At 38.4% G+C, this 23,753-nt stretch carries 20 protein-coding genes; 13 read left to right on the forward strand and 7 right to left on the reverse strand.

The window, feature by feature from the left end; all coding sequences use genetic code 11:
* Positions 1-48 precede the first annotated feature (48 nt).
* Entirely contained in the window at positions 49-1,101 is a 1,053-nt protein-coding gene (aroG, locus tag H4J62_RS12325) for a 3-deoxy-7-phosphoheptulonate synthase AroG (RefSeq protein WP_182218309.1), read from the reverse strand.
* A 304-nt stretch (positions 1,102-1,405) separates the two neighbouring features.
* On the opposite strand from aroG, the gene H4J62_RS12330 reads away from it, so the two are divergent.
* The 3 genes from H4J62_RS12330 to secF all read left to right on the forward strand — a co-directional run bounded on the left by H4J62_RS12330 (position 1,406) and on the right by secF (position 4,736).
* Positions 1,406-1,843 (forward strand): hypothetical protein, encoded by a 438-nt coding sequence (locus tag H4J62_RS12330; RefSeq protein WP_182218305.1) that lies wholly within the window; start codon positions 1,406-1,408, stop codon positions 1,841-1,843.
* A gap of 125 nt (positions 1,844-1,968) precedes the next feature.
* Positions 1,969-3,819 carry a protein translocase subunit SecD gene (gene secD, locus H4J62_RS12335; RefSeq protein WP_404842401.1) on the forward strand — a complete coding sequence of 617 codons (1,851 nt, stop codon included), beginning with the start codon at positions 1,969-1,971 and terminating at the stop codon, positions 3,817-3,819.
* On the forward strand, positions 3,816-4,736 hold the full coding sequence (secF, locus tag H4J62_RS12340) for a protein translocase subunit SecF (protein WP_182218308.1): 921 nt from the start codon (positions 3,816-3,818) through the stop codon (positions 4,734-4,736). Before secD ends, secF begins: the two co-directional genes overlap by 4 nt.
* Before the next feature lie 90 nt (positions 4,737-4,826).
* Here the strand turns inward: secF and H4J62_RS12345 are convergent, their stop codons facing one another.
* From H4J62_RS12345 to H4J62_RS12355, 3 genes are all read right to left on the reverse strand, one after another.
* Positions 4,827-5,348 carry a GNAT family N-acetyltransferase gene (locus H4J62_RS12345; RefSeq protein WP_182217638.1) on the reverse strand — a complete coding sequence of 174 codons (522 nt, stop codon included), beginning with the start codon at positions 5,346-5,348 and terminating at the stop codon, positions 4,827-4,829.
* 58 nt (positions 5,349-5,406) lie between these two features.
* On the reverse strand, positions 5,407-6,591 hold the full coding sequence (locus tag H4J62_RS12350; protein ID WP_182217637.1) for a cystathionine beta-lyase: 1,185 nt from the start codon (positions 6,589-6,591) through the stop codon (positions 5,407-5,409).
* Between the two features lie 121 nt (positions 6,592-6,712).
* Positions 6,713-9,226, reverse strand: coding sequence for a DNA polymerase II (locus H4J62_RS12355; protein ID WP_182217635.1), 2,514 nt, complete (start codon positions 9,224-9,226; stop codon positions 6,713-6,715).
* A 140-nt stretch (positions 9,227-9,366) separates the two neighbouring features.
* Between H4J62_RS12355 and dinG the strand changes: the two genes are divergently transcribed.
* The 9 genes from dinG to H4J62_RS12400 all read left to right on the forward strand — a co-directional run bounded on the left by dinG (position 9,367) and on the right by H4J62_RS12400 (position 19,131).
* Complete coding sequence (gene dinG, locus H4J62_RS12360; protein ID WP_182217642.1) at positions 9,367-11,484, forward strand: ATP-dependent DNA helicase DinG; 2,118 nt, start codon at positions 9,367-9,369, stop codon at positions 11,482-11,484.
* A gap of 3 nt (positions 11,485-11,487) precedes the next feature.
* Positions 11,488-12,132 carry a pseudouridine synthase gene (locus H4J62_RS12365; protein ID WP_070373717.1) on the forward strand — a complete coding sequence of 215 codons (645 nt, stop codon included), beginning with the start codon at positions 11,488-11,490 and terminating at the stop codon, positions 12,130-12,132.
* Positions 12,133-12,136: 4 nt separating this feature from the next.
* Positions 12,137-12,637: an NUDIX hydrolase gene (locus H4J62_RS12370; protein ID WP_182217640.1), complete on the forward strand. Its 501-nt coding sequence runs from the start codon at positions 12,137-12,139 to the stop codon at positions 12,635-12,637.
* 63 nt (positions 12,638-12,700) lie between these two features.
* Positions 12,701-13,852 (forward strand): tRNA 2-thiouridine(34) synthase MnmA, encoded by a 1,152-nt coding sequence (gene mnmA / locus H4J62_RS12375; protein ID WP_182217633.1) that lies wholly within the window; start codon positions 12,701-12,703, stop codon positions 13,850-13,852.
* 34 nt (positions 13,853-13,886) lie between these two features.
* Complete coding sequence (hflD, locus tag H4J62_RS12380) at positions 13,887-14,510, forward strand: high frequency lysogenization protein HflD (protein WP_182217631.1); 624 nt, start codon at positions 13,887-13,889, stop codon at positions 14,508-14,510.
* 50 nt (positions 14,511-14,560) lie between these two features.
* Positions 14,561-15,931 (forward strand): adenylosuccinate lyase, encoded by a 1,371-nt coding sequence (gene purB / locus H4J62_RS12385; protein ID WP_070373720.1) that lies wholly within the window; start codon positions 14,561-14,563, stop codon positions 15,929-15,931.
* A 273-nt stretch (positions 15,932-16,204) separates the two neighbouring features.
* A complete protein-coding gene (locus tag H4J62_RS12390; protein WP_182217630.1) occupies positions 16,205-17,374 on the forward strand; it encodes a cupin domain-containing protein in 1,170 nt (389 codons plus the stop codon).
* A 20-nt stretch (positions 17,375-17,394) separates the two neighbouring features.
* Positions 17,395-17,859 (forward strand): GNAT family N-acetyltransferase, encoded by a 465-nt coding sequence (locus tag H4J62_RS12395; protein WP_182217628.1) that lies wholly within the window; start codon positions 17,395-17,397, stop codon positions 17,857-17,859.
* 228 nt (positions 17,860-18,087) lie between these two features.
* The gene (locus tag H4J62_RS12400) at positions 18,088-19,131 is read left to right on the forward strand and encodes an amino acid dehydrogenase (protein WP_182217626.1); all 1,044 of its coding nucleotides are present in this window, start codon (positions 18,088-18,090) and stop codon (positions 19,129-19,131) included.
* A 107-nt stretch (positions 19,132-19,238) separates the two neighbouring features.
* On the opposite strand, the gene H4J62_RS12405 is transcribed toward H4J62_RS12400, so the two are convergent.
* On the reverse strand, positions 19,239-20,687 hold the full coding sequence (locus H4J62_RS12405; RefSeq protein WP_070373724.1) for a glyceraldehyde-3-phosphate dehydrogenase: 1,449 nt from the start codon (positions 20,685-20,687) through the stop codon (positions 19,239-19,241).
* 154 nt (positions 20,688-20,841) lie between these two features.
* Here H4J62_RS12405 and H4J62_RS12410 point away from each other — a divergent pair, with 154 nt between their 5' ends.
* The gene (locus tag H4J62_RS12410; protein WP_182217624.1) at positions 20,842-21,642 is read left to right on the forward strand and encodes a DUF2989 domain-containing protein; all 801 of its coding nucleotides are present in this window, start codon (positions 20,842-20,844) and stop codon (positions 21,640-21,642) included.
* A 29-nt stretch (positions 21,643-21,671) separates the two neighbouring features.
* Here H4J62_RS12410 and msrB read toward each other — a convergent pair whose 3' ends face one another.
* Together msrB and gndA are read right to left on the reverse strand one after the other, a co-directional pair.
* Entirely contained in the window at positions 21,672-22,046 is a 375-nt protein-coding gene (gene msrB / locus H4J62_RS12415) for a peptide-methionine (R)-S-oxide reductase MsrB (protein ID WP_182217623.1), read from the reverse strand.
* Positions 22,047-22,060: 14 nt separating this feature from the next.
* On the reverse strand, positions 22,061-23,599 hold the full coding sequence (gndA, locus tag H4J62_RS12420; RefSeq protein ID WP_182217621.1) for an NADP-dependent phosphogluconate dehydrogenase: 1,539 nt from the start codon (positions 23,597-23,599) through the stop codon (positions 22,061-22,063).
* Positions 23,600-23,753: the final 154 nt, after the last annotated feature.

Raw genomic sequence — 23,753 nt, forward strand, 5'->3', positions numbered from 1 at the left:
AAAATTGATTGGCTTTACTAATACACTTAAAGAAGAGGGAAAATAAACTTAAGCTCTACGAGTAACGACTGACTCACTCAGTTGTGCCAACAAGACTTCTGTATCAGACCAGCCAATACAAGCATCGGTAATACTTTGACCATATGTCGCCACTTCTCCGTCAATCAGGTCTTGGCGACCTTCTACTAAGTGACTTTCAACCATGACACCGAATATATTGTCATTCCCGCCGCTAATTTGCTGACAAACATCATCGCAAACGAGCATTTGATTTTTAAACTTTTTACTGCTATTAGCATGACTAAAATCAATCATGATCTTGGTATTAAGTGAAGACTTCTCTAATTGCTCAGTCACAACTTTTACACTGTCTGCGTCAAAATTTGTCGATTTACCGCCTCGTAAAATAATATGACAATCTTTATTACCCGTTGTTTGAACAATAGCAGAATGACCATATTTAGTGACCGACAAAAAATGATGAGAAGCACTTGCTGCGCCAATTGCATCTATTGCCACTTTAATGGTGCCATCTGTACCATTTTTAAATCCGACTGGACAAGATAAGCCTGAGGCGAGTTCTCGATGAACTTGGCTTTCAGTAGTACGAGCCCCGATTGCTCCCCAACACATAAAATCAGCCATATACTGTGGTGTTATCATGTCTAAAAACTCACCCGCTGTCGGCATCCCCATATCATTGAGGTCGAGTAATAATTTACGGCCAATTCGAAGGCCGTCATTAAGCTTAAAGGTGTTATCCATGTAAGGGTCATTAATTAAGCCCTTCCAACCCACCGTTGTTCTTGGCTTTTCGAAATAAACTCGCATAACAATTTCAAGCGTGTCTTCATACTTTTTGCGCAGTTTAACTAGTCGCTGGCCATATTCTAATGCTGCATCGGTGTCATGTATTGAACAAGGACCAATGACAACGAGCAAGCGATCATCTTTATTATTAAAAATGTTACTAATGGCTTTACGTGCAGAAAATACCGACTTAGATGCTTCTTGAGAAGCTGGAAATCGCTCAATAAGTGCGATTGGAGGTAATAATTCTTTTATTTTACTGATGCGAACGTCGTCGGTTTGGTAGAACATAGTCATTTCTCTTTACTTCAATGCTAAAAAGTACAGTTATTGCACCGCTTAGAATTTATTTTCATTGTGTATGTCTAACTCGCTGGCTAGACTCCTAGATGGGTAACCCATCAACAACTTAGCAGTGTTAATCGGACAATACCAATAGAAAATGCCTTAAAAACAATATATCGATAATGTTGGCAACAATGGTGATTTTTCGACAATAATCAACGCGACTTTAGTCAATATATTTTACCTCTGCACTTGAAAAACAAATATTTTGCCACACATACACCATATTAATAATTAATTTACTTTTCTTATGTGGCGTACTTTTTCGATAACCCTGTTTTTATTTGTCTTAGCTGCCACGGCTAATGCTTTACCTATTGAAAATTCAGCTAATAGCGATTTAACTTTTTCTAGTATATCGACCATTGGAAAAAGTCACTCGCACCCGACATCAAACTTTTCGGTATTAATAGATAATATTGCCCCCGATGATGTGGTTAACTTACCGCGCTTAAATTTAATTTCCGCCTCTTTATTTATTAATGAAATACAAACCACGCCAAACTATCTTCTCGTTACTGAGTTTTTTACGCTAAAACTCTCTGCAAGTTTATTTAAAAATCTTGCAAACCCTCCTGCTAAACTTAATTGGTATGAACAACTCAGTCATCGTTCAAACTCTAATCGACTTGCTGGTTGGAAAGATGGCAATACGCTATACACAGCTCGCCTGACTTATCATTCATAGATTCATCATCTAACCATTATTAACTTATTTTTCCTTTTTCCCGTCACTGCTTTAACAGTGACCCTTGTTGCAGGCGCTTTTCTAAAATTTAGAGAGTAAATGTAGCAAAATTTCGAGATTTTATGATGAATTCACCTAGAAAAAAGCCATATCGTTACTTTACATGGCAAAACCTATTAATTATTTTCACCTTAGTTTTTTTATTAGTAAATGCCCTACCCAACATATATAAAGATAAAGTCACAATTGTCCTCTCACCTATTAATGCGAACGTGCAACAACTAACGACTAGTGAGCTTAAAGGTTTATTGAATAAGAACAACTTAACCGTTGATAAAATTCATACTATTGATAAGACAACGTCAATAACACTCAGTAATACAGCCGACATAGCGTCAGTTAACACACGTTTATCTAATGAGTTTAATCATTATCGGGTTGAGACCTCGGTGATAAGTGGCGTACCCTCATGGTTGCAATCATTCGACGCTAAGCCAATAAAATTAGGCTTAGATTTAAGTGGTGGAGTATTATTTGTACTTGATGTCGACACAAAACAAGCTTTATTTGACCGACTTAAAAACATCGCATTAGCAATAAAAACCCTTGCTATGGAAGAACGTATTCGAGGCGTTAGTGTTGTTCAACATAAGATTGATCTTACTAGTGATGCGGACAATCAAAACCTTTCGGTGAATTTTTCTAACGCTGACAAAAGTAAAATGGCTATACTTTTCACTCAAATAAAAGCAGCCTACCCTGATTTATCTCAACAAAAAAATCAAAATGACCAAGTGATCTTGTCATACTCCTCGCAAAAAAAAGCTCAATTTCGCCAAGAAACTATGCAGCAAACATTAAAAACGATGCGTGGAAGAATAGCTGAGTTGGGAATAACCGAAGCGGTTACACTTCAACAAGGTAAAAACCATATTCGTATTGAATTGCCTGGTGTTCATGATCCCGAGGAAGCAAAACGTATTATAGGTGCCACGGCATCACTTGATTTTTATCAGCTTGCCGAAAACTCAAATGCAGCAGGTATATTACGCATGGCGGACGAACATGGCAGAACGTTTACCTTAAACAGTCAGGTAGTTTTTTCAGGTAGTAATATCGAAAATGCTCGCGCAGGACAAGATCAAATGAGCATGCCTTTAGTCAACCTCACCTTAGATGCCTTAGGTGGTAAGAAGATGTCGCAATTTTCTAAGCAAAATATTGGTAATGCTATGGTGACGGTGTTTTCTGAGTTCTATCGAGATGCTGGTGATCAAATGGTCAAAAAAAGTAAAATAATTAATGTTGCCACCATTCAACAACACTTAGGTTCACAGTTTAGTATTACCAACATGCCCAGCCAACATGCGGCACAAGAACTGTCATTATTATTGCGAGCAGGTTCGCTAACAGCGCCAGTAACTATAGTAAAACAGCGCACCATTGAAGCGACACTCGGCGAAAATAATATCAAAAATGGTATAAAAGCACTGAGTATAGGCATGGGGTTTACTTTGTTATTCATGGTTTTTTGGTATAGAACTTTGGGGCTTATCGCTAATGTAGCGTTAACATTAAACTTAATAAGCTTACTAGGGTTGATGTCGTTACTCCCTGGGGCAGTACTAACACTTCCGGGTATTGCTGGTTTAGTATTGACGGTTGGTATGGCTGTAGATACCAATGTACTTATCTTTGAGCGGATAAAAGAAGAGTTAAAGCGTGGACATAAAGTGCTCTCAGCTGTTGAGCAAGGCTATAAAAGTGCATTTTCAACAATTCTTGATGCCAATGTAACCACCATGATCACTGGTATTATTTTATACACCATAGGCAACGGCCCAGTAAAAGGTTTTGCCCTTATTTTGTGTTTAGGTATTTTAACCAGTATGTTCACCGGCGTTTTTGTTTCTAAAAGTTTAACAAACCTTGTCATTCGAAAAAATAAAGCTCAATTATTAGGTGTTAATGTATGAAAAATTTTAAAATAAATAGCACGTCTAAATTAAGTGTTTTTCGCCTAGTGGGTTGTTTTATAGCTATGATTTTTGTTGTTATAGCGCTAGTAGGACTATTAAATAAAGGTTTAGCACTTGGTTTAGATTTTACCGGTGGTTACTTAACTGAATTTTCAACCGAGAAATCACTCAGTCAACAGGATATGAATAACTTACTCAGTAACTATCTTCCAGAAAGCTTTAAACTGACCTCTGCAGAGCAAGGGACTCATTGGAGTGTTCAACAAGCAGATAATAACGTCAGTTTACAAGATAAGGCATGGCTATCTGATTTTGCTGACAAAAATCAACTAAACATTAGCCCTCAAGATGCTATTTACATTGGCAGCCAAGTCGGAGAAGACTTAATTAACCAAGGTGGCTTAGCACTATTAACCGCAATCATTGTTATCTTAATGTATTTGTCTTTTAGATTTGAATGGCGTTTAGCTGCGGGGGCTGTTATTGCCCTTTTTCATGATGTACTTATTGTACTCGGGCTTTTTGCATGGTTTGGTATCCCCTTTGATTTAACAATATTAGCGAGTTTATTAGCTATTGTAGGTTACTCGTTAAATGACTCTATTATTGTCGGTGACAAAATCAGAGAAATAATGAAATCTACCCATGACACCACAATAGATGAAGTGATCAATCAAGCCATTAAATCAACCTTAGTGCGAACGATGATCACCTCAGGAACAACCTTAGTGACTATTATGGCTGTATGGGGTTTTGCCGGGGAGTCTTTAGCGGGGTTTTCTATTGCGCTATTTTCAGGGATTTTAGTGGGCACTTTCTCTTCTATTGTAATTGCGGCAACAGTGCCACAATTACTCGGGCTAACCGCTGATTATTATCAACAAAAAGAGCTAGAGGTTTGTCCTTTACCCTAATGTAAACGGTTTGAGAGGAAATTGGCAACACTAGGATATTTACACTTAAGTCCATATCCTAGTGTTAAACGTTACTGTCTTTAAAGTTGGTTACTGTTCAAAAATTGAAGCCAGTCTAACTTTATAAAGATTATTGGTTGACCCATAAAACTCTATAGTCTGTTCAAATACAAAACCAAGCTTTTTTAATAATACGTTAGAGGGAGTATTTTCTAGTGAGGTGATCGCGACAACATTTGCTGCATAATTATTGTCATAAGCAACTTTTAATACGGCTAATGAGGCTTCTCGAGCAAAGCCTTGCGAACAATATTCAGGTAACAAGGCATAACCTAAGTCAGGGAATTCCAATTCAGTCCGCTTTAACAAACCACAGAGTCCAATCGGTGTATTATCACTTTTCAAAGCGACTAAATTTAACCCAAAACCCTGTTCGCTATAGCTTGCTAGTGGACCATTAACTAAGTAGGCAATTGCATCTTTAGTCTCTCTAACCCCTTTATCACCAATGTTTTTAATAAAAGCATCATCATTCAATAATTGCAGAACAAATTCATGGTCCTGCTCATTCAGGTGCCTAATGGTTAACCTTTGTGTTGTGCATAGCAGCATGTAAATTCCAAACTTTTAACGCGTAAAGCCTAAGCTTTATTTTTTAATAAAATACTGTCTAAGATTTATTTTCTAAGGCAGTGTTCAATCTATCAAAGCCTCGAGCAAGGTCGGCAATTAAGTCATCAACATCCTCTAAACCTATATGCAGGCGAATTAATGGATATTCATAATTCCACTTTGTCGCTGTTCGCAAACGCCCAACATTGGTATTACCCAAAATTAAACTTTCAAAACCGCCCCACGAATAGCCCATTTTAAAATGTTCCATACCATCAAGTAAGGCATTAAGTGATTGCTTATCACCGCGGGTTAACACAAATGAAAACAAACCGTTAGCACCAGTAAAGTCACGCTTAAAATATTCATGGCCCGGACACGATTCGAATGCAGGATGAAGAATAACATCAACTTCTTCGCGTGTTGCTAACCAATTAGCCACTTTTAGCGCACTAATTTGATGTTGTTTTAAACGCACACCTAAGGTACGAATGCCACGCATTGCCAAATATAGATCATCGGGTGAAGTACATTGCCCCATCAGATAACTGTTTTCACGCAGTTGTGGCCAATACTCTTCAGTGGCTATTGCCGTACCTAACATCACATCTGAATGACCAACGATATATTTAGTCGCTGCTTGAATCGAAATATCGACACCATAATCAAAAGGTTGAAAATTAACCCCTGCAGCCCAAGTATTATCGAGCATAACCATACAGCCATGCTGGTGAGCAACTTCAGCTATACCGGGAACATCTTGAACTTCCATGGTAATAGAGCCAGGAGACTCTAAGAAAATAAGTCGGGTGTTTTCTTTAATAAGTCTGGCTATATCTCGGCCAATAGTTGGATCGTAATAAGTCGTTTCAACGCCAATATTGACCAATATTTTATCGCAAAAATCACGCGTGGGTTCATAAGCCGTATCGACCATAAGGATATGGTCACCGGTTTTAACAAACGAAAGAATAGCATTAGTGATCGCCGCAGTACCCGATGGATAAATGGCACAACCAGCGCCTCCTTCGAGATCAGTCATAGCATCGGCGAAAGCAAAAGCCGTTGAGGTGCCTCTTCTGCCATAGAAAAGTACTTGATTACCACGATTTGCTGTTGCGTGATTCATTTCTTTAACCGTATTAAAAACAACGGTTGATGCACGTTCTACTGGGGGATTAACAACGCCACGTGTCCATTTTGATTTTCGTCCCGCATTGACTATTTTGGTATCGTTGATCATGATCTTTCATCCTAAAACATAAAATTCATTTAGCCATCTAAATAGCTAACTCAATAAAGTCACCTTATGATCTTTCCAAGCATGATGCACGATTTATTTATATTAATTAAAACAGCAGAGGCTATTGAAACAAGTTCATTTGATCACTGGTTAATTTTTCGAAACTACTCCCGACAAAAGGTAAAATAGCATCAGCAACGGTCGCTAATTGCCGATCGATATAAAACTGGTAATCGAGTGGCGCGTTAACATAACCTTTTGCTTGCGGTCCAGAAGTCGTGATCAAGTACTCTATCCAACCACGTTGCTGATATTTTAGCGGTTGCTTATTTATCTTGTTTATATCATCGGCTAAACGTGCCGCTTTCACATGTGGAGGCACGTTTTTAACGTAATGATCTAACTGCCTACGAATGCGTTTACGATACACCAGTAAATGATCTAATTGCCCTGCTGATGTTTGAGTAACAATATTGCGTACATAGTCAGCAAAAGGTTCGCCATTAAATATTTTTAAATACAACTCTCGTTGAAAAGTTTTAGCCAGTTCAGTCCAATCGGTGCGGACGCTTTCTAAGCCTTTAAAAATCAATTCTGATGAGCCATTCTTTTCTACAATGCCAGCATAACGCTTCTTAGTACCGACATCTTGCCCTCTGATGGTTGGCATCAAAAATTGGCTAAAATGTGTTTCAAACTCAATTTCAAGTTGGCTTTCTATCGCAAATTCTTTTTTAAGCGTTGCTTGCCACCTAAGATTAATTTTATCTTGTAAGGTTTTACCCAGCTTTTGACATTGCTGGTGACTAAAATCATCGTCAACACTGACAAAAATAGAATCGGTATCACCATAAATAACTTGATAACCATCATCTTCTAGCCACATTTTAGTGGTGATTAATAATTCATGGCTTCGTTTAGTGATTGAGCCCGATAAACGTGGATCAAAAAATCGACATCCCGTAGAGCCTAAGACCCCGTAAAACGAATTCATAATAATTTTTATCGCTTGCGACAATGCCGCATTTTTATCTTTTTTAGCGATATCACGCTCTAACCACAACTCATTAATAATTTCAGGTAAAAAATGCTTATCTCTAGAGAAATAAGCACCATCAAAACCTTTGATACTAGTTTCAGGTGATTGTAAACCTTCAATTAGGCCCATAGGATCAATATTAAAACTTCGAATAATAGAGGGGTAAAGACTTTTAAAATCAAGTACTAAAACATTTTTATATAAACCCGGAATAGAGTCCATCACATAACCACCAGGAGAAATTAGCCCTTGCAAGCCATCGCCCATATTGGGCGCAATATAACCACTACGGTGTAATTTAGGTAAATATAAATTGGTAAACGCTGCCACAGAGCCGCCAATACGGTCTATAGATAAACCAGTTAGTTTGGCGCGCAAACGCGTGAATTCTAGTAATAGAGATTGTTCAAAGATCAGGGTAACTAAATGGCAATCTTCAAGGTTATAAGCGGCTAAAGCTAGCTTGTCATTGGTAAAGTTGTCGTTAATCTCTTGCATTCTATTGTCAACATCATCAACCTTCTTCCCTTTACCTAATAAGGCATTGGCAACAAAATCAAGGGAAAAACTTGGAAAGTTATAAGTCGCGTTTTTTAGTAAATCAATACCATCAAGGACCACTCTGCCAGCGACATCAATAAATTTTTGCTCATTTTGACTACCGCCTGCCGAACGTGTTCGCCAGCGAGGTGACTTATCATTGCGGCCGATATTAAAAGGGATATTATAAATATCACAGCGTTTTTGTAGCAAATTAAAATCAAAGTTAATCACGTTCCAACCAATAAAAATGTCGGGGTCGTGGATTTTTATCCAAGCGATCAGCTCAGCGAGCAACGCTTGTTCATTGTCAAGCCAAACGATGTGCTCTGCGATTTCTGTCGCCTCAGCGTCAGATAACTTGGACTGCGTTATTTTTGCTAAAAACTTGTTTTGATCACCGATCATCAAAACACATTTTATCGGCTTACCATCAGACATTTTATGAGAATGTAAGCCAATAGAATAAAGCTCCCCTGCCATTGAACACTCAATATCAAGTGATACCATAGTTAAAGCAATATCATCAAGTAACTGAGTCTTATCCGTTGCACGGCATTTGTCACTATAAAAGGTAGCAAAGTTAGTCTGTGAAAACTGTTTGGCAGATTCGGTTACCGATGAAGCTGTTAACCGAGGGATAAATTCAATACCAGCGGTAATAAAGCGCTCCATTAAAAAGCGTTCATCAGGGCGAAAATCGTCTTCATAGCATTTTATTTGGGCTTGTTTTAAAACATCGCGTGCGCGATAGAATTCACGCATCGTTGAAAAATAAAAGCCACTGACGAGTTGTTGATTAAAGGTTTTAAGCGCAAGCGGGGTAACTTTAGCCGTTACTATTCGCTGCTCCGACAGGAGACTTTGCGCGAGTAGTTGCTGCGTTTGTTCAACAAAAAATAATGCCTGTTGATTTTGCACAATAACATTAACAGCACCTTGAAGGGTTTTAACCCATAAAGACAATTCGATACCTTGTTTGGTATCATAGGCTTGACGGGTTAATAAAAAGCCATAATTCAAGCTAGGCGTTAATTTTTCTACAGTTAATGACATTAATTATTTTAATTCGTTGCGGATAACGATAAACTGTTAATACATACAGCAGTATATACTCATCCTATTTGAAGATACAGGATTCAGCCTATTTAACTGGAATGAGTATATAACCTAATGAACCCTAAATGGCTAACAGCATGCTAAGCGATAAAATTAAAGTAGCAATTCGCACATCGTATAAAACCATTGGTGAAAATTTAGAAAACTTTCATCCAAGAAAACAGCAAACTTTTTTGATTGCCGAAATAGCTAAAACTCTTGCGGGAGAATACGATAAAGCGCGAAAAATTATTACCATAGAAGCCGGCACCGGTACGGGTAAATCCTTGGCTTATTCATTAGGCGCTATTCCGTTAGCGATGTCACGTCAAAAAAAGGTCTGTATTTCTACTGCAACAGTTGCGCTACAAGAACAATTAGTGGATAAAGATTTACCCTTCTTAAAAAAACATTCAGGCTTAGATTTTAATTTCACCTTAGTCAAAGGTCGCCAACGCTATGTTTGTCGGCAAAAATTAGCGCTGGCTGTCAGTCAAGACGATTCACCTCAGGCCGGTTTCACCTTTGCGCAAAAACCTAATGCCATGGATATAAAGCTATTACATCATTTACATAAAGCGTTAACGGATAATAAATGGCAAGGCGATCTAGATTCTTGGGCTGACCCTATCCCTCATCATTTATGGCAACAAATTCAATGTGACAAACACAGTTGTTTAAAACATTTAGCCGATCACACCCATTGCCCTTTTCATAAAGCTCGAGAAACCATGGAGTCTGCCGATGTGTTGGTCATTAACCATAGTTTATTACTGGCTGATTTAGAGCTTGGTGGAGGTGTTATTTTACCCTCGCCAGAAGACACTTTTTACATTATTGACGAAGCACATCATCTGCCTAAAGTAACCCGTGATCATTCAAGTGCGAATGTTGCCATTAAAGGTGCCATTGATTGGCTAACTAAGTTAAAAGAAACCGGCGATAAGATGGCAAAATTAATAAAGTCGACTTCGGCCATTTCACCCTCGTTAAAGTTAGGGGACGATTGCCAAGATTTATTAATGGAAATGCAAAAAGTAGCGAGCTTTATCGAAAACAATCAGGCGTTATATTTCAATGAAAAAGCTAAAGAAAATAGCCGTTTCTCTCGTGATGACGAGGCGGCATTATATCGTTTTGAAAACGGAATCGTTCCACCGAACTTAAAAAACTCAGCTAAAGATTTAGCAGAGCTCAGTAAAAAATGTTTAGGACATTGCAATAAGCTATATAATTTATTGATGGAGTCAGTGAAAGACGGGGAGTGTAAAATGTTTGTTGCCGAGCCCTTACTTGCAGAAGCTGGTTTTATGATCCAACGGTTAGAAAATTTCAACTCACTATGGAAAATGTATGCCAAAACAGACAGTGAGAAAGGCGCTCCAATGGCAAGGTGGTTCGAAAAACTGACAGGGAAACGTAGTGACTTTTTAGTGTCGGCTTCCCCTATTGAAGTTGGCTTTACCCTTGAAGATATTCTCTGGTCAAAATGTGAAGGGGCGGTATTATGTTCAGCCACTATTTTAGCATTGAATTCGTTTGAGCATTTTCGACGCCAGGTCGGTTTACAAACTAATGATGGCACCCAATATCAAAAAGTCGACTCACCGTTTGATTATCAAAATAATGCGCAACTTGTTATCGCTAAAATGAAAAATGAGCCAAGTAGCCCTCAGTTCACCGATGAATTAATTAATGAGTTACCGGCGTTAATTAAGCAAGAAAAAGCCTGTTTAGTGCTATTTTCTTCGTATTGGCAAATGGAACAAGTAGCTAAATCCTTACGAGAGCAGCACAAAATGGAGATTCTAGTTCAGGGTGAGCAGTCACGTCAGCATATTATAGAGGCCCATAGAAAACGCTGTGATGAAGATAAAACCAGTATAATTTTTGGCACACAAAGTTTTTCTGAGGGTCTAGATTTACCCGGTAAATATTTAACGAATTTGATTATTACCAAATTACCCTTCTCTGTGCCAACATCACCCGTTGAAGAAGCACAAGCTGAATACATTACCGCTAAAGGCGGCAATCCTTTTATGTCGATTTCAGTGCCAGAAACATCCAAAAAACTGATTCAAGCGACAGGAAGATTACTGCGAAATGAGAAAGATACCGGTATCATTACTTTAATGGATAAACGTTTAGTGACCAAGCGCTATGGTAAGCAATTACTTGATTCTTTACCGCCCTATCAAATTATTTCAAAAGGATAAGCTTTGACTAACCTCACTAAGCGTGCAAAAGCGTCAAACTCAACTAATCGTCGATTATCTAAGAGTCGCGCATTAAAAGATGTTAAGCCTCGCCCTGCCCCAGCAGATCGAGTGTTAGTACTTTTCAATAAACCCTTTGATGTACTGTCACAATTTACTGACGATCAGCAGCGTAAAACCTTAAAAGATTTTATTCCGATTAAAGACGTTTATGCCGCTGGGCGTTTAGACCGCGACAGTGAAGGCTTATTGTTGCTGACCAATGACGGGAAATTGCAGCACAAACTGGCTAACCCAACCGAAAAAACTGAAAAAACCTATTGGGCACAAGTCGAGGGTGTACCACAGCAAGCTGATTTACAAAAACTTCGAAAGGGTGTAGAACTAAAAGATGGCCAAACGTTACCAGCGAAAGTAAAAGTGATCAATGAACCAGACCTTTGGCCACGTAATCCGCCGATACGCGATCGAGCGAATATTCCCACGACATGGCTCAGTATCGCGATTACCGAAGGAAAGAACCGGCAGGTCCGCAGAATGACCGCGGCTATTAATTTTCCAACGCTACGACTTATCCGTTACAGCATTGGTCAATACAGCCTTGACGGTATCGAAAATGGCCATTACCAACAACTTAAAAGTGAATAAGAATATGACACTAGCGGTTAACACTGCCGGTAATGACCATGGCGAAGATCAATTTAAGCCCAATGCTACCGTGGCAGCTATTATTGTTCATCAAAATAAGTTTTTATTGGTTGAAGAAATTGAAAAAGGTAAAAAAGTCTTTAACCAACCTGCTGGACACTTAGAGGCGAATGAGAACTTAATTAGTGCCATTGAACGAGAAGTTCTTGAAGAAACAGGCTTAGCACTTTCGCCGAATTATGTTTCAGGTATTTATTATTTTTATCGCCCGGATATTAATCTTTATTACCTTCGATTTTGTTTTGTTATCGAACTTGATGAATTTCTACAAAGTATCCCTCAAGATGATGAGATTATTGCCACCCATTGGCTGTCATTTGATGAAATAAAAGCAAAATCTGCACAATTACGCAGCACGCTGGTCTTGGAATGTATTGAGGATTACTTAGCTGTTTTGAAAAATGGAAAAAAAATATCATTATCTTCATTAAAATCCAATCTTTAATCTATGCCCCTAAATCCTGACATGCTATAATTTTTCGCCTTTTTCTCTAGATTTGTAGTTTTAATGTCATCACAAGTATCATCGAGCGCTGAAAACCAAAACACCGCGCCTATAAGTAAAGCACCACACGACACCAAAGTAATTGTTGGTATGTCTGGCGGTGTTGACTCCTCTGTTTCTGCACACTTATTGATTGAACAAGGTTATCAAGTTGAAGGCCTGTTCATGAAAAATTGGGAAGAAGACGATACCGATGAATACTGTGCAGCGGCACAAGACCTCGAAGATGCACAACTTGTTTGTGACAAACTCGGTATAAAGTTACACACCATTAATTTCGCAACAGAATACTGGGATAATGTTTTTGAGTATTTCTTAGCTGAATATAAAGCAGGTCGCACGCCGAACCCTGATATTATGTGTAACAAAGAAATCAAATTTAAAGCCTTCTTAGAGTTTGCTTGTGAAGACTTAGATGCCGACTATATTGCCACCGGACACTATGTTCAGCGCGAGTTTATTGATGGTCAGTGGTCTATGTTACGTGGTTTAGACAGTAATAAAGATCAAAGTTACTTTTTATATACGCTAAGTGATGAGCAAGTGGGACGGACATTATTCCCTGTGGGTAATATCGAAAAGCCTGCAGTACGCGCTATTGCCGAACAGGCTGACTTAATTACTCATAATAAAAAAGACAGCACGGGTATTTGTTTTATTGGTGAGCGTAAGTTCAAAGATTTCTTAGGTCAATACTTACCCGCGCAGCCAGGTAAAATTGAATCCGCTGAAGGCGATGTCATTGGCGAACACGACGGTTTAATGTACCACACGCTAGGTCAGCGCAAAGGCCTTCGCATAGGCGGTTTAGCTAATGCCGGAGAAGAGCCTTGGTACGTTGTTGAAAAAGATTTATTGCGCAATGTTTTAATTGTTGGTCAAGGTCATAACCACCCTCGTCTATTTTCTAAAGGTTTAATCGGTAATCAATTACATTTAGTGAACCGCAAACCTCTTGATACGCCAATAAAATGTACCGTTAAAACCCGCTATCGCCAAGATGATGTCCCTTGTCATCTGTCTCCGATGAGCGATGGTGAATATTTAGTCATGTTTGATGAAGCACAAAGTTCAGTAACACCGGGACAATCTGTAGTTTTTTATCAAGATAATATTTGTCTTGGCGGCGGTATCATCAACACACTTATCCGTTAAGTTATAACGAAAATTAGTTGAGCAGTTAATAGTTATGAACAGTATAAATGAACAAACCTTAACACTTGCCGCGGTTTTTCAAGTCGCTTATTGGGTACAAAAAATATCTCGTAGTGGGCAAATAGACGAAGACGAACTCGCCTTATTACTTAATAGTGTCATGATCACATCGCCTAAAAACACCATGGAAGTTTACGGTGGTGAAATGAGTCATTTAAAAATAGGATTAACAACACTAGTTAACCATTTAGGCAATAAATCAACTAACAAAGATCCTGAGATCACCCGTTATGTGGTGAGCTTACTGGGTTTAGAGCGTCGTTTAAGTAAATATAGCGATAAAATGAATGCGCTCGGTGAACGAATTAGCCAAAGCCAACGTCAATTAGTACATTATGGCATTACCAGTGAAACACTCGTTTCGAGCTTAGCGTCAATTTATAGCGATTTGATCAGCCCGCTCGGAACACCTATCCAGGTAGCAGGCGAACCCGCTATATTAAAGCAATCAGTCAATCAACATAAGATACGTGCCTTGTTATTAGCCGGTATTCGCTCAAGTGTTTTATGGCGACAGGTCGGTGGACAACGCCGAAGTATTTTATTTTCACGTTCAAAATTGGTTGAATGTGCCGAGCAGCTGCTCAAAGCTTGTTAAACAAATTCAAAATTAGTTTTTAACCTTACTTTAAATATTAGGAAAACCCTATGGAACTTTCAGCGTTAAGTGCAATATCTCCAGTAGATGGTCGTTATGGCAGCAAAGTTAAGTCATTACGCCCTATATTCAGTGAATTTGGTTTAATAAAATACCGTGTTACCGTTGAAGTTCGTTGGTTACAAAAACTTGCAGCAACGACAGAAATTGCAGAAGTTCCGGCTTTTAGTAATGACGCTACGGCAACATTAAATGCGATTGTCGATAACTTCAGTGAAGTAGACGCACAGCGTATTAAAGACATTGAAGCGACCACTAATCATGATGTAAAAGCGGTTGAGTATTTCTTAAAAGAAAAAATTGCTGATCATGCTGAATTAAACGCAGTCACTGAGTTTATTCATTTTGCTTGTACATCTGAAGATATTAACAACCTTTCGCACGGTTTAATGTTAAATGACTGTCGTACCGACGTTTTATTACCAGAAATGGATAAAATATTAGCGGCAATTAAAGCACTAGCAATTGAATACAAAACCATTCCAATGATGTGTCGTACTCACGGTCAACCTGCTTCTCCAAGTACTTTGGGTAAAGAAATGGCCAACGTTTATATTCGTCTTAAACGTCAACGTGCCCAAATTGCTGATGTTGAATTATTAGGTAAGATTAATGGTGCTGTTGGCAATTACAATGCACACCTATCAGCTTACCCTGAAGTTAATTGGCATGAATTTGCTAATGAATTTGTTACTTCATTAGGTTTATCGTTTAATCCCTTTACGACTCAAATTGAACCACATGATTACATTGCTGAATTATTTGATGCCATTGCCCGCTTTAACACCATCTTAATCGATTTTGATCGTGATATTTGGGGTTACATAGCGATGGGTCACTTTAAGCAAAAAACCATTGCAGGTGAAATTGGTTCATCAACAATGCCACATAAAGTTAACCCAATTGACTTTGAAAATTCTGAAGGTAACTTAGGCATTGCTAATGCATTATTTACCCACTTGGCGCAAAAATTACCGATTTCTCGCTGGCAACGTGACTTAACTGATTCAACGGTTTTACGTAACTTAGGTGTTGGTTTTGCTCATGCGATGATAGCTTACGGCGCTACATTAAAAGGTATTAGTAAGTTACAAGTAAATGAAGCAAATCTAGCTGCTGAATTAGACAGCAACTGGGAAGTTTTAGCTGAACCCGTACAAACAGTAATGCGTCGTTATGGTATCGAAAAGCCATACGAAAAATTAAAAGAGCTAACTCGCGGCAAACGCGTTAATGGCGACTCAATGCGCGCTTTCATTATGACGCTTGAATTACCTGATGCGGCTAAAGCACAGTTATGTGAAATGACACCCGCGAGTTACATAGGTCGCGCAGTAGAGTTTATTAACGAATTAGACTAGTTTTATCTAAACGTATGCTAATAAAAAGGAACCTCGCGGTTCCTTTTTATGTTCAGGATGAACGGTATAACGTGATGGCATGGATGCCAATGAACGTATATGTTCAGGATGAACGCAATAGCATGACGTGATGGCATGGATGCCAATGAACGTATATGTTCAGGATAAACGGAAACCTATATGTCTTGGCTTTTTAGCAACGCCCTGATTTATTAAGGTATTAGTGCATTTATGCACGCCAATTAACAGTAGTAAAATAGAGAGTAACACGTAATGCAAAAAATCCATTGGGGCGAATTAACGCCTGAGCAGTTTTTAAAAGAATATTGGCAAAAAAAACCGTTATTAATAAAAGGTGCGTTCAAAGACTTCACCGACCCAATTGATGCCAACGAACTTGCTGGCCTCGCGATGGAAAGCGAAATTGAATCGCGTATTATTGCCTGTAATAATGGTGACTGGCAAGTAGAGCAAGGTCCTTTTGATTCATTCGATAAGTTTGGCGAACAGAACTGGACGCTACTGGTGCAGGCGGTAAATAATTGGTCTCGCGATACCCAATCATTGCTAGCAGCTGTTAATTTTATTCCACAATGGCGTATTGATGATGTAATGGTTAGCTTTTCAACACCCAATGGCGGTGTTGGTGCTCATTTAGACCAGTACGATGTCTTTATTGTGCAAGGTGAAGGAAAGCGTCGCTGGCAAGTTGGTGCGCCTGATAGTTCACTAAAACAGCTATTACCTCACCCTGATTTAAAACAAGTCTCTAGTTTTGTTGCTGTTATCGACGAAATAACCGAAGCAGGTGATTTACTTTATATTCCACCAAATCATCCACACAATGGCGTGTCATTAGAAAACTCGATGAATTTTTCTATTGGTTTTCAAGCACCGAACAATCAGGAATTATGGTCTGGTTTTGCTGATAAATTAATAGATGAAAACCTTGGAGAAACACGTTTTCCTGATAATGAACGTACACTAACCAGTCATCCCGAACAACTTGAACAAATGGATATCGAAAAGTTAAAAGCGTTCATGAAAGCACAACTTGATGACGATAAGTTATTTACTCCTTTTATCGGTAAATATCTTACACAGAACCACCATGCCTTAGAAATATTAATGCCGGTCACGCCTATCGACAGCGAACAACTTTCCGATATTCTGGCTGAAGCAGAAAACACCTTAGTGCCTGTTTCCGGGATAAAAAGCTTAATTGTTCCTTTTCAACATCAGGAACAAGCGCCCAACGAAACAAGCTTTTTATATATTAATGGTGAAAGCTTTTTAATTGATAAAGAAACAATCACATTAGCGACATACCTAACAAAACAGCAAACTTTGACCACTCAAACAGTAAAAAGTTTACTAACAAATTTGAAAAATGAACAATTATTGACTAGTGTTCTAAATATGGGCTTTTGGTATATTGAATAACAACACGTGGAATAGTTATAATGTCGTTCAGTGTCAGTAGAGTAAATTGGGAACAAGCGGCATCACTATTAAGAGATGTCCGCGAAAAAGTTTTTATTTGTGAATGGCGTATTCCACGAAAAATAGAGTTTGACCAAAAAGATCACTATGCATTTCATGTCTTAGTTTGTGATGATATTACTCAAGAGCCCGTTGCAACGGGCCGTATATTATCTACGGGTGAAATTTCTCGCATAGCAGTATTGATGTCTTTTAGAAAAAGAAACATCGACAGAGATGTTGTCAAAGGTTTACTGGCTATTGCTAAAGATCTCAAACTTGATGAAGTATTTATTTATAGTCCACTTGATGATGTTGAATATTTTAGAAAATTTAACTTTATCAGTGCTGGCGCAGTATTTATGGAAGCAGGTATGCCAAGACAGCGTATGACCTGTGCTGTTGAGAATATAAAAAAATCTACCCGCTTCGCTTTTAATCACTAGTTTATTAATTCCTACTCTCCTAATAAGCCACTCTTCTTATCCTTTTGCCACTATTATTAAATTTTGTGCTTTATTCTATACATTTACCCTAACATAGTGACCGTTATATTTTGATCTGACGGCTAGCGCAACATTAGGCTAAGTGGTATTGTGCGCATCGAAACAATACAACTCTTATTACAGAAGTAAAAAGAATATTAACAAAACTTTTTACGTGGAGATTTAGAAGTGGCAATTTTTGATTTAGTAGATTTCGACAATCATGAACAAGTTGTTTATTGCAGCGATGATGCAACAGGCTTAAAAGCTATCATAGCAGTACACAGTACTGCACTTGGACCGGCAGCAGGTGGCTGTCGTTTTTGGGATTATGTAAATGATGAAGCAGCATTAAAAGATGTTTTACGTTTATCAAAAGGCATGACCTACAAAAATGCTATGGCTGGGTTAAAACTTGGCGGTGGTAAAGGGGTTATTATTGGTAACCCTAGACACTTAAAGTCAGACGATTTATTCAAAGCTTATGGCAAGGCCGTTAATAATCTAGGTGGCCGGTATTACACCGCTGAAGATGTAAATATTACTACTGGTGATATGGCTATTGTTAATCAAGTTACCGACTATGTTTCGGGTCTTGAAGGAAAAAGTGGTAATCCAGGCCCCTTCACTGCGCTAGGTACATTTTTAGGTATTAAAGCAGCGGTTAAGTTTAAATTAGGATCTGATGATTTAACCGGTATTAAAGTGGCTGTTCAAGGGCTTGGTAGTGTTGGTTATTCACTTTGTGAGCGACTTCATGCTGCGGGTGCGAAATTAATCGTCACTGATATTAACCAAGAAATTCTAGATAAAGCCGTTGCCGAGTTAGATGCGACAGTTGTTAGCTTAGACGATATTTACAAACAAGATGTTGAAGTATTTTCACCTTGTGCGTTAGGCGCGTCGATTAATGACGATAGCATTGCAGAACTTAAAGCGGTGATCATTGCCGGCTGTGCTAATAACCAACTTGCAGAAAGTCGCCATGACCAAGTCCTTTTAGACAAGGGTATTTTGTATGCGCCTGACTACGTCATTAACGCTGGGGGAATTATAAATGTTGCCCTTGAAATTTATCCTGAACCTTATTGTGCTGATAAGGCGACAAGTTTGGTCGAAAATATTTATCACACACTAATGAATGTTTTTGTAACAGCGAACGAGAAAAACTTACCAACAGGTAAAGTAGCTGATGAAATGGCGAGAGCTATAATAGCTAACGCTGGAAAATAATTTTTCCGTATAAACTAAAAAGCCGCACTATATAAATAAAGTGCGGCTTTTTTTTCGCTATAAATTGTTGGCATCAACTCACACCAACAATGTTATCAACTTATAGACTAATTAACGGGTAATGTTGGTACCTGAATACCTGACATTTCTAGCATTACTCTAACTACCTGGCAGCTGTAACCAAATTCATTGTCATACCATACATACAATACAGCACGATCGCCATCAACAATCGTTGCTTGAGAGTCAACAACTCCAGCGTATCGAGAGCCAACCAAGTCAGTAGAGACGATTTCAGTTGAAGCCGTATAATCTACTTGATTTTGTAACTTAGAATTTAACGAAATATTACGTAAGTAATCGTTTAACGCTTCTTTATCCGTTGATTTTTTCAAATTCAAATTCATGATAGCCATTGAAACGTTTGGTGTTGGTACACGAATCGCGTTACCCGTTAACAAACCTTTCAATTCAGGTAATGCTTTAGCAACCGCTTTAGCAGCACCCGTTGTGCTAATAACCATATTTAATGGTGCACTACGACCGCGGCGAGGAGCTGGATGGTAGTTATCAATTAAATTTTGATCGTTAGTATATGAATGAACCGTTTCAACGTGGCCATTCTTAATACCGAACTCATCGTTAATGGCTTTTAACACTGGTGTAATAGCGTTAGTGGTACAACTCGCTGCAGAAACAATTTTGTCATCCGCTAAAATCATATCTTGATTCACGCCATAAACGATATTTTTAATATCACCTTTAGCGGGTGCTGTTAACAATACCTTAGCAACACCTTTTGATTGCAAATGTTGCCCTAGACCTTCTTCGTCACTCCATACACCGGTGTTATCAACAACTAAAGCGTCATTAATACCATATTGGGTATAGTCGATTTCGCTAGGATTTTTTGCGTAAATAACTTGAATAAATGCGCCATTAGCTTTAATGACACTATTTTCTTCATCGATAGTAATACTACCGTTAAAAGCACCATGCACTGAATCACGACGTAATAGGCTGGCACGTTTTGCTAAATCACCTTTACCACTTGGGCGAATAACAATAGCACGTAGATTTAATGTTGAGCAGGGTCCTGCGCGTTCAATTAACAGACGCGCTAATAAGCGACCGATACGACCAAAACCATAAAGAACAACATCTTTAGACTTTTGTGGGTCAGTATTTTTATTAATTGATACTAATTCTTTTTCTAAAAACTGCTCAATTGACAGACCATTAGCTTTACCAAGAAATAAATAACGGTAGGCCAATTTACCGACATCAATACGTGCTGGTGCTAAATCCATGTGTCTTAATGCATCAATAAAAGGAAAGCTTTCACGTAAACGTAATTTACTGTCTTCATGTAGCGCAACAGATTTATGTGCTTTAATGATATCAATTGCAGAAGCATTAACTAATGGACGACCATAAATAGATACTTCGAGACCTTTGTTTCTGAAAAGTTGCCCTATAATAGGTTGCATATTTTCAGCAAATGTTTGGCGTTCTTGCCAGCTAGCTTGGTATTGTTCCTCAAGATGAGAAGTCATTGCGTAAACCTTTTTATTTCAGTCAATTGAACGATGAGTTATTATTAATATTAGCACTAATAACAATAATAATTAATTGCGGCACTATTGTAATCGAACCTGAAAACTTTCGCCACTAGTTACAGATAATATCACGCTCAAATATGGGACAAAAATGAAGACAATAATAGCCTACTTCTCACTAATTTTTTTATTAACCGCTTGTGATAGCAAGCCAAACTTTGCTGAACTTTGTGAAAGTAATTCTGAAATCTGTAATGAATTTCAAGAAGACTCATGGTGTAAACGAGAACGTATTACGGTGGGTTTTTCTAATTTAGAGGAAAAATTGGCTAGTTCAGATCTACATAAATATCATCAACTCATTGCTTACGAAGATTATGCACAATGTATGGTTCATGCCTCAAAAATTGAGCATATTAAATTAAAACATAAACAAACGATGAGAGTTGATAACGCAATTCAAGCACAGAATCGTATCAAAGAGATATCAAAAGAAACAATAACCTCAGATCACCCTCACCTGCTCTACTATCACTGGTCGAGATATATCAACGAAGAATCTTTAAATAAATTTTTAGCACAAGAAGGGACAAAAGCCCTTGAAAATTCAAGGTCGCAATATAACTTAGCGACGCATTATACAAAAACAGATCCTAAAAAGACCTTAACGTTACTTTATCGAGCTTTGCAATTATACCAACCAGATCAGAAAATAAATGCAGAAATCTTTCAGTCAATAGCAACGATATTTATAGAAAAGCAAGATGTTAAAAAAGCTTATCTTTGGTTAAGAATTTTACGTTTACATTCGCCAGAAAATAAAGAAGTGACTGAAAAGTCTTTAAATAATTATGTTGTAGGTTATAAATTAAATAAAACATTATTAGATAAAATTGCCAATATAACCTTAGATAAAATTGAAGCGGGAACCTTTGAATCACCAAAGGTTTAGGTTTAATCAAGAGATTAAACCTTGTCTTTTTAAAGTGCGCTAAACTGTAAACTTAATGAATTAACACAATAGCGTTTACCGGTGGGTTGTGGGCCGTCATCAAATACATGACCCAGATGAGAGTCACACGTACTGCAAGTGATTTCTGTACGCATCATTCCAAGGCTGTCATCTTCAATGTAGGCGACATTTGGGCTAATAGCGGCAGAAAAGCTTGGCCAACCGCAACCCGATTGAAATTTATCTGTTGAAGAAAAGAGCTCCTTTTCACAACAGGCACAATGATAAACACCGGCTAGCCAATGATCGTTATACTCGCCACTGAACGGTTGCTCTGTGGCAGCCAAGCGACATACTCGAAAAGCCTCGGGTGTTAACTTATCTTGATAAGGGTCTTTAGACATATATTTTCACCTTTTTATTTTGAATGACCAAATTCGATCATTTCGCGCTCAGGGTGTGACCATTCAACATGAAATTTCTTTCCTGGCGCTTGATCAACCCGTTCAAAAGTATGTGCACCAAAAAAATCTCTTTGTGCCTGTAATAAATTTGCAGGAAGAACCGCGGTACGCATCGCATCATAATAGGTCAACGATGAACTTATTGCACTGGTTGAAATTCCCATTAAAGCGGTTTCTGCAACAGTTTTACGCCAATTTAATTGATGAGCATTTAATTGCTCCACAAAGAATGCATCTAGCATTAAATTTTCTAACTTCGCATTACGTTTAAAAGCATCGGTAATAGATTGTAAAAATGCTGCACGAATAATACAACCCGCTCGCCATATTTTTGCAATACTGGCAAAATCTAGCTCCCAATCATGCTCTTGCTCCGCTTGCTTCATTAATTGAAAACCTTGGGCGTAAGCACAAATTTTCGCACAGTAAATCGCATCATGTAAACGAGCAATAAACGCTGTTTTTTCTTTTGCATTTAAGGTCTTAGCTTCAGGGCCGTTAAGCAGACTTGAACTCTGCACTCTTAAATCTTTAAATGAAGAAATGGAACGTGCGTATACCGCTTGGGCAATAGTGGGAGCGGGTGTACCTAATTCTAAACTGCTCATCGCAGTCCACAAACCTGTACCTTTCTGCCCCGCTTTATCGAGAATCAAATCCACTAGCGGGATGTTATCTTCGGTCACCTTATGGCGAAGTACCTCGACAGATATTTCCATTAAATAACTGTCTAGAGGACCTTGGTTCCATTGTTCAAAAATATCAGCAATCTCATCTGTTGATAAATTTAAACCCGCACGTAAAGTATGATAGGCCTCACAGATAATCTGCATATCCGCATATTCAATACCATTGTGAACCATTTTTACATAATGACCCGCACCGGCTGGGCCAATATAGGCGGCACAAGGTTCGCCTTTTTTAATGGTTTCTCCTGGCTTAGTCCGCTCTAAAGGTTTGCCTGTTTCGGCGTCAACCTTAGCTGATATTGCTTCCCAGATAGGTTTGATGCGAGTCCATGCATAAGGAGAGCCACTGGGCATTAAAGCAGGACCAAATCTAGCGCCGACTTCTCCGCCAGAGACAGCGGAAGAAAATAAAATAAAATTACTCTTATACTTTTTCTCCCGAGCAACGGTATCAACCCACAGACTATTACCCGTATCAATAATAATATCGTCGGGTTGAATACCAGCGCCAATCAAACTCTCAGAGACTTGATCAACAGGAGCACCAGCAGGTACAGAAAGTACAATAAGATGGGGAGTTTTTAATCGCGATAATAATTCTGTATATGATGAGCAACCGTGAACACGTTGCTTATTTTCACCATTTTCCAATTTGTCTTGGGCAATAACGCCAAGCACTTTTTCATTATCTAAATCAAAAGCAGCAATACTGTAACCGTTGTCGGCTAAGTTTAGCACCAAATTTTTACCCATTACACCAAGGCCAATAAAGCCGATGTCACACAAACTATTGTCTTGTGTCATAGTAGAAAGTCCATAAATACTGAGAAATACAATGGCATTTATTCTACCATGAACAAAACTAAGCCACTAGCAATTAAAGCCGACCCAATTCGTAATAAAACGTCTTTTTTATCAATTAAAGGCCAAATACGACAAGTATCGCTTGTATAAATCT

It is taken from the genome of Colwellia sp. BRX8-5, from assembly GCF_014077325.1.
GTDB lineage: Bacteria > Pseudomonadota > Gammaproteobacteria > Enterobacterales > Alteromonadaceae > Colwellia_A.

Excerpts from the sequence above, each read along its gene's own strand:
- aroG (WP_182218309.1), bottom strand. The coding sequence starts at position 1,101 with ATGTTCTACCAAACCGACGACGTTCGCATCAGTAAAATAAAAGAATTA.
- H4J62_RS12330 (WP_182218305.1), top strand. The coding sequence starts at position 1,406 with ATGTGGCGTACTTTTTCGATAACCCTGTTTTTATTTGTCTTAGCTGCC.
- secD (WP_404842401.1), top strand. The coding sequence starts at position 1,969 with ATGAATTCACCTAGAAAAAAGCCATATCGTTACTTTACATGGCAAAAC.
- secF (WP_182218308.1), top strand. The coding sequence starts at position 3,816 with ATGAAAAATTTTAAAATAAATAGCACGTCTAAATTAAGTGTTTTTCGC.
- H4J62_RS12345 (WP_182217638.1), bottom strand. The coding sequence starts at position 5,348 with ATGCTGCTATGCACAACACAAAGGTTAACCATTAGGCACCTGAATGAG.
- H4J62_RS12350 (WP_182217637.1), bottom strand. The coding sequence starts at position 6,591 with ATGATCAACGATACCAAAATAGTCAATGCGGGACGAAAATCAAAATGG.
- H4J62_RS12355 (WP_182217635.1), bottom strand. The coding sequence starts at position 9,226 with ATGTCATTAACTGTAGAAAAATTAACGCCTAGCTTGAATTATGGCTTT.
- dinG (WP_182217642.1), top strand. The coding sequence starts at position 9,367 with ATGCTAAGCGATAAAATTAAAGTAGCAATTCGCACATCGTATAAAACC.
- H4J62_RS12370 (WP_182217640.1), top strand. The coding sequence starts at position 12,137 with ATGACACTAGCGGTTAACACTGCCGGTAATGACCATGGCGAAGATCAA.
- mnmA (WP_182217633.1), top strand. The coding sequence starts at position 12,701 with ATGTCATCACAAGTATCATCGAGCGCTGAAAACCAAAACACCGCGCCT.
- hflD (WP_182217631.1), top strand. The coding sequence starts at position 13,887 with ATGAACAGTATAAATGAACAAACCTTAACACTTGCCGCGGTTTTTCAA.
- purB (WP_070373720.1), top strand. The coding sequence starts at position 14,561 with ATGGAACTTTCAGCGTTAAGTGCAATATCTCCAGTAGATGGTCGTTAT.
- H4J62_RS12390 (WP_182217630.1), top strand. The coding sequence starts at position 16,205 with ATGCAAAAAATCCATTGGGGCGAATTAACGCCTGAGCAGTTTTTAAAA.
- H4J62_RS12395 (WP_182217628.1), top strand. The coding sequence starts at position 17,395 with ATGTCGTTCAGTGTCAGTAGAGTAAATTGGGAACAAGCGGCATCACTA.
- H4J62_RS12405 (WP_070373724.1), bottom strand. The coding sequence starts at position 20,687 with ATGACTTCTCATCTTGAGGAACAATACCAAGCTAGCTGGCAAGAACGC.
- H4J62_RS12410 (WP_182217624.1), top strand. The coding sequence starts at position 20,842 with ATGAAGACAATAATAGCCTACTTCTCACTAATTTTTTTATTAACCGCT.
- msrB (WP_182217623.1), bottom strand. The coding sequence starts at position 22,046 with ATGTCTAAAGACCCTTATCAAGATAAGTTAACACCCGAGGCTTTTCGA.
- gndA (WP_182217621.1), bottom strand. The coding sequence starts at position 23,599 with ATGACACAAGACAATAGTTTGTGTGACATCGGCTTTATTGGCCTTGGT.